A 6093-nucleotide genomic window follows, 5' to 3' on the forward strand; every position below is an offset into this window, starting at 1 on the left:
TTCTTTGAAATACAAACAAAAGTTGGCGTTTTTTTCGCGAAATGTAGCAAAATTACTGTTTCTGTACTTGGACGGTTACCAATACCGGTCGGTGGTCCGATGCGGCAGTCTCTGCAATGACTGTGTCTTGTTTCACCTCAAAGCGGTAATTATTGCCTGAAAAAGCATAGATATAATCAATGCATCCATTGGGTTGGTCGGCGGGGTAGGTATTGGCAGCTGTGTCGTTTAGGGTAGTGAAGTGTTGCCTCAGGAGTTGCTGAGGAGTTTCATGCGGCTGTGAATTCATGTCTCCAGCCAGGAATATGGGCTTTCCTATACTGTCAAGGGCCTGTAGGATGAGTGGGACAGAGGCCTCTTGGTCTTCTGGTGTCAGCGACTGGTGTGTGGCGCAGAACACATAGTCATTGAATTCTGCCAGAATCAGGGTCCGTGCCTCTTCTCGTCCGGGCATGGGCAGCGTCCGGCAACTGATTGGTGCTTCTTTAGAGAGAATTCCGATGCCGTAGCTTCCTCCATCATAAGGGATAGCTGCGGAGAAGAAAGCATTCATGCCTGTCATGATACGTAGGCTGTCAAGGGCATATATTCCACCGTTACGCCCCGTTACACTATCCAGTTCCTGCAAGGCCACCACATCGGGATTGGCCTGACGGATGACTTCGGCAATGCGTTGGTAGTCGCGTTTACCGTCCAAGCCGATGCAGTTGTGTACGTTGTAGGTCATAAGACTGATGTCTGTAGCAGGATTGCTTTCTGCTACTTGTGGTTGTTTCTTTCCGTTGCATGCCAGCAGCGTGGCGGCCAGCAGCATAAGTAAAACTGTTTGGTATTTCATATTTCTTTTGTTTATAATCCCAGAATATCTCCTGTTTGTACCAGTGGTTTGTTGTTATATTCCCCGTTGAAAGCTTCCGCTTCTTTAGGGTTCAGTTCCAGTTCTTTCTTCAGGTCCTCCACCGAACCTTCCTTATCGCCGTTCAGCAATTTGGCTCGTCCCCGTTCGTGATAGAGGGCAGGGCTGTCGGGGTTCAGTTCAATGGCTTCATCCAGCAGTCCGATAGCTTCTGTGGGCTTGCCTTGTGACAGATATAGACGTCCGAGGCTCAAGAAAGCTTGTTCGTTGAAAGGATTTACTTCGCTGACGTGGCGATAGTCTTCTTCCGCTTTCGCAGTATTGCCTGTAGCTTCATTTATTTTCCCACGCAGTAAGAGAGCGCTTTCTTCATCGGGTTCTTGAGCCAGAATGGCCTCAATGTCTTCCGAAGCTTCTTTGTATTGTTTCATTTGTGTCAATGCCTCGGCACGGAGCAGCCTGGCTTCGTTGAAGTCGTCTTTCAGGGTGATAGCTTGGGTGAGATGGGCGATGCACATCAGACTGTTGCCCTGTCCGTTGTCTGCCTTACCCAGCAGATAGTGTGCCATGGCGTTGCCTTCTTCAAGAGCAATGGCTTTCTGGGCAGCTTCGGCCATAGCCGGATAGTCTTCCTGCATGTAGCAGATGTTGGCCAAGGTTAGGAAAGTGGAGGTATGTTCAGGTTCGAGCTGTACCATCTGCTCCAACTGTTGCCGGGCTTGTTCCAATTGGTTGGTTTGTGCGTAAGCCTGTGCCAAGTAGCTGCGTGTCTCAAAATCTTCGTGGATGGCCAGTGCTTCCGTGAAGCATTTGATGGCATAGTCTTGCCGTCCCATGCGTTGGGCACGCATTCCGTCGTACTTGAATATATCGAAGTTCTTTTGTTTGGCCTTTTCCTGTTCGGCCATCGGGTTGTCGGGTTTGCCCGAAAAGAAAGATTTAAAAAATCCCATGGTTGATATTTGTTGTTAGTGTTTTGGTTGCAAAAGTAATGAATTATTTGGTTACTTCCTGCATTTTCAGCAGGCCGTTTTCGCAGGTGAGGATTCTTTCATCCATTAAGTCGCGCAAGATGCCTGCCACAATATCTTTATCTGTTGCTACCGTGCCTGCCACTTGTGCGGGAGTCAGGTTCGGGGTGCTCTTCAGTGTCTGTATGATGGCTGTGCGGATAGACTTGGGGCTGGGCGTGGGGTTTTTCTGCTTGTTGCGCAATGTCAGACACGTGTCGCAGAGTCCGCAGTTGTGTTCATTTTTCTCTCCGAAATAACGCAGCAGCATCCGGCTGCGGCATACCGTTTCGTTTGCAGCATAATCCAGCATGGCTTCGATGCGTTGTTCGTAGCGTTTTCGGCGCTCTTCGTAGACAGAGGGAGGGATACTGATTTCCGAAATGTCGACTCTTTCTCGCGTATATATAATATGTGGAATTTTTTTCCGGGGAATGTAACTTACGATGTGCAATCGTGAGAGTCGCAGCAGCAGTTCATAGACATGTTGCCGTTTAAAACCGGTGCGTGTGGCCAGCGTATCTTCATTGATAAAAGCGTAGTCTGTGAACAGCCCTGTGTAATTGCGGAGCAGGGTACGGATGAGCAGTTCTGTGTCGGCATCTGTTTCGTGCAGGCGATAAAGCTCATCGCGTCGGATGGTGAAAAGCAAGCGCGAGGTGTTGTCCTCTTCGTTGGTGTACTCTAAATAACCTGCTTGTGTGAGTATCTTCAAGGCGCTGTCTACAGGTACGGGAAAGTATTTGAACTTGCGGCAGAAGTCTTCGATGTCGAACTCGCGTACGCAGCCGGCTCCGTCACCCATGGCCATCTGGTAATAATATTGCAGGTGTTCGTACACATCTTTAATATATTCTTTGTCGGGGAACGCATCAGGGATGCGGCGTTTCAGTTGGGTCTTGTCTGATTGTGCATAGAGTATGACGGCATAAGCTTTTTGTCCGTCTCGTCCGGCACGTCCCGCTTCTTGGAAGTAAGCTTCGATAGAGTCTGGCAAGTCTATGTGGATAACCAGGCGTACATCCGGTTTGTCGATACCCATGCCGAAAGCGTTAGTAGCCACGATAACCCGGCTGTCGCCCCGTTGCCAGCGTTGCTGGCGGAGGTCTTTCGTGGCATCATCCAGCCCGGCGTGATAGTAGTCAGTCGTAATACCTTCGGCGGTTAGCAGTTCTGCTATTTCCTTGGTGCGTCGGCGGCTGCGTACGTAGATGATGGCGCTGCCAGCCATGCTGTGCAGGATGTGTAGTAATTCTTCTTGTTTGTTTTCCGTGTGTCGGACGATGTAAGCCAGATTAAGCCGTTCGAAGCTCATGCGGAATACATTGGGGCGGGCGAAGTGCAGCCGCTTCTGTATGTCGTCCACCACCTGGGGTGTGGCGGTGGCGGTGAGGGCAAGTACGGGTACGCCGGGGAGCAAGTCACGTATTTCGGCTATCTTCAAGTAAGCAGGACGGAAGTCATAGCCCCATTGCGAGATACAGTGGCTTTCGTCTACGGCTATCATGTTGACGTGCATTCGGCTCAGTTTGGCGCGGAAAATATCGGTGTCGAGCCGTTCGGGCGAGACATAGAGAAACTTGTAAGGACCGAAGATGCAGTTTTCCAGCGTGGTGATAATGTCTTGCCGGTTCATGCCAGCATGTATGGCCAGGGCGCGTATGCCTCGGTTCTTGAGGTTTTGCACCTGATCTTTCATTAAGGCGATGAGAGGAGTTACAACGATGCATAACCCTTCTTTGGCCAAGGCAGGTACCTGGAAGGTAATCGACTTGCCACCGCCTGTAGGCATCAACCCCAAGGTGTCTTCACCCCGCCCGATGCTGCGGATGATGTCCTCCTGGATGCCCCGGAAAAAATCGTAGCCCCAATATTGTTTCAGGATGCGGCGATAGATATTTTCCTCTTGTGGAAGCGAACCGTTCTGTACAGGTTCTTCTCTGTGCAGAACGGTTCCGTTATTCCCTGTTACCTGCTTCATCTTCTTTCCAGTTGGGTTTGATGTCTTCTATCTGGAGTTGCACTTCACCTCTTTTGTGGGTATTTTCTTCGATGGTGTAGCAGATGTCAAACGAGCGTTTGGTCTTGATGAAGCGTACGTGTGAGCTTTGTCCGAAAGCAATGCCGTTCATCACATTGTTCGACTGGTTGTCTACCAATTCCAGCTTGATGTGTTCCTGTTCGCGGCCCACTACCTTGCTGGTCCCATAGTCGTAAACATTGTGTGTGCAGAAGATAGGTTTTACGTTTTCCGGTCCGAAGGGATTAAACTTCTTCAGGTCGCTGAAGAACTTGGGTGTGATATCACGGAAGTTTATCTCGGCATTAATGTCAATGACAGCACTGGTCTGTTCGGGCAATATATGCTGCGACACAAATTGCTCAAAACGTTGTGTGAAAGCAGGCACATTTTCCACCTTCATCGACAGTCCGGCAGCGTAAGTATGCCCGCCGAAGCTTTCCAACAGGTCGCGGCAGTATTCAATGGCTTTGTAGACATCGAAGCCCGACACGGAACGTGCCGAGCCTGTGGCCAGTCCTCCAGTGCGGGTGAGTACCACGGCAGGCCGGTAGTAAATCTCCGTCAGGCGTGATGCCACGATACCTATGACGCCGCGGTGCCATGCTTCGTTGTAGAGCACGATGGAACGTCGGTGAGCAAAATGCGTCAGCCCTTCCACAATATGGTTGGCTTCTTCGGTCATCGTCTTGTCCAGATCCTTGCGCGTTTCGTTGTAACCGTTGATGCGCCGTGCCTTTTCGAGGGCAGTCGAAAAGTCCTTTTCCGTTAGCAGGTCCACGGCCTCCTTCCCGTTTTGTATTCGTCCGGATGCGTTGATACGTGGTCCTATCTTGAAGACAATATCGCTCACTGTCAGTTCTTTGTCTGTCAGTCCACACACATCAATAATGGCTTTCAGCCCTACGCTGGGGTTGGAATTGAGTTGTTTTAGTCCGTGGAAGGCGAGAATGCGGTTTTCGCCCATGATGGGCACAATGTCCGATGCGATGCTCACCGCCACCAGGTCCAACAGAGGAATGAGGTGGTGGAACTCGATGCCGTTGCTCAGTGCGAATGCCTGCATGAACTTGAAGCCTACGCCGCAGCCCGACAAGTGTTCGTAGGGATAGGTGTTGTCTTCGCGTTTGGCATTAAGTATGGCTACAGCGGGGGGCAATACGTCGTCGGGCACATGGTGGTCGCAGATAATGAAGTCTATTCCCTTTTCGCGGGCATAAGTTACTTCGTCTACAGCCTTAATGCCGCAGTCTAGCACGATAACCAGCTTGACACCTGTTTCGGCGGCATAGTCCACTCCTTTCATCGATACGCCATATCCCTCGTTGTAGCGGTCCGGGATATAGTAGTCGATGTTGGAGTAATACTGCTGGATGAATTTGTAAACCAGTGCCACGGCAGTAGTTCCGTCCACGTCATAATCTCCATAAATTAATATCCGTTCTTTCCTGCCCATAGCCTTGTTCAGGCGGTTTACGGCCACGTCCATGTCTTTCATCAGGAACGGGTCGTGCAGGTCGGGCAACTGGGGGCGGAAGAATTTCCGTGCGGCTGCAACCGTGGTAATTCCCCGTTCCGTCAGTAGTCTGGCCAATATCGGACTAATGCCCAATGCTTGTGCCAGCTGCCGGCTTGCTTCTGCCTGTTGGGGTGTGATGGTAGGATAATTCCATTTGTACGTCATTTTATATTTTGTTTTTTCTTTTTTCTTTCTTTAATCGCTGAAAACGGCCTCTCGGCATACTGTACGGGCACATTGCTTACGTGTCGAATCAAATATTATTCCGTTCCGACAGGGCCTTTTGCTTCAACAAGTCGTAAAGGTAGCAAAAAGTATTGAGAAATATGGGACAATCGCATCAAAATTTTAGAATCAGTCTAAAATAGGTCACTCTGGCTCATCTCTGTGACAGATTTCATGCAGGTTGCCGCAAGGTAATTGCCGATGTGGTGAGCCTGTAAAGCTCAATGTTTGTTTATCACAGAAGTACATTCACCCATTTGTCATGACGAAACAATCAGAACTTCTCGGTGTATATAAGCAGAGGAGTGTGTATATTGTTGATAATCAGCGTTCTGCTCCTAATATAACGTGAGTTCGATATAAGGATTGAAATTATTCCTTTGAAAATTAGGAACATAGCGATAAAAGCATTAAATTTATAGTGTCCAAGTATAACATTTAAGCAATTACCACTATGTTCTCA

General features: G+C 49.4%; 4 protein-coding genes. All 4 read right to left on the reverse strand.

All coding sequences use genetic code 11. The features are described 5' to 3' along the window. Positions 1-52 precede the first annotated feature (52 nt). Genes B5F34_RS14650 through recJ form a run of 4 tightly spaced genes read right to left on the reverse strand, consistent with a single transcriptional unit; the run spans position 53 to position 5570 of the window. On the reverse strand, positions 53-838 hold the full coding sequence (locus tag B5F34_RS14650) for an endonuclease/exonuclease/phosphatase family protein (protein ID WP_087340481.1): 786 nt from the start codon (positions 836-838) through the stop codon (positions 53-55). An 11-nt stretch (positions 839-849) separates the two neighbouring features. Next, on the reverse strand, positions 850-1809 hold the full coding sequence (locus B5F34_RS14655; RefSeq protein WP_087340483.1) for a tetratricopeptide repeat protein: 960 nt from the start codon (positions 1807-1809) through the stop codon (positions 850-852). A 43-nt stretch (positions 1810-1852) separates the two neighbouring features. Next, entirely contained in the window at positions 1853-3847 is a 1995-nt protein-coding gene (locus tag B5F34_RS14660) for an ATP-dependent DNA helicase RecQ (protein WP_087340485.1), read from the reverse strand. Further along, positions 3825-5570: a single-stranded-DNA-specific exonuclease RecJ gene (recJ, locus tag B5F34_RS14665; protein WP_087340487.1), complete on the reverse strand. Its 1746-nt coding sequence runs from the start codon at positions 5568-5570 to the stop codon at positions 3825-3827. Before recJ ends, B5F34_RS14660 begins: the two co-directional genes overlap by 23 nt. Positions 5571-6093: the final 523 nt, after the last annotated feature.

Origin of the sequence: Mediterranea sp. An20 (genome assembly GCF_002160055.1) — a bacterium.
Taxonomy (GTDB): Bacteria; Bacteroidota; Bacteroidia; order Bacteroidales; family Bacteroidaceae; genus Bacteroides; species Bacteroides avicola.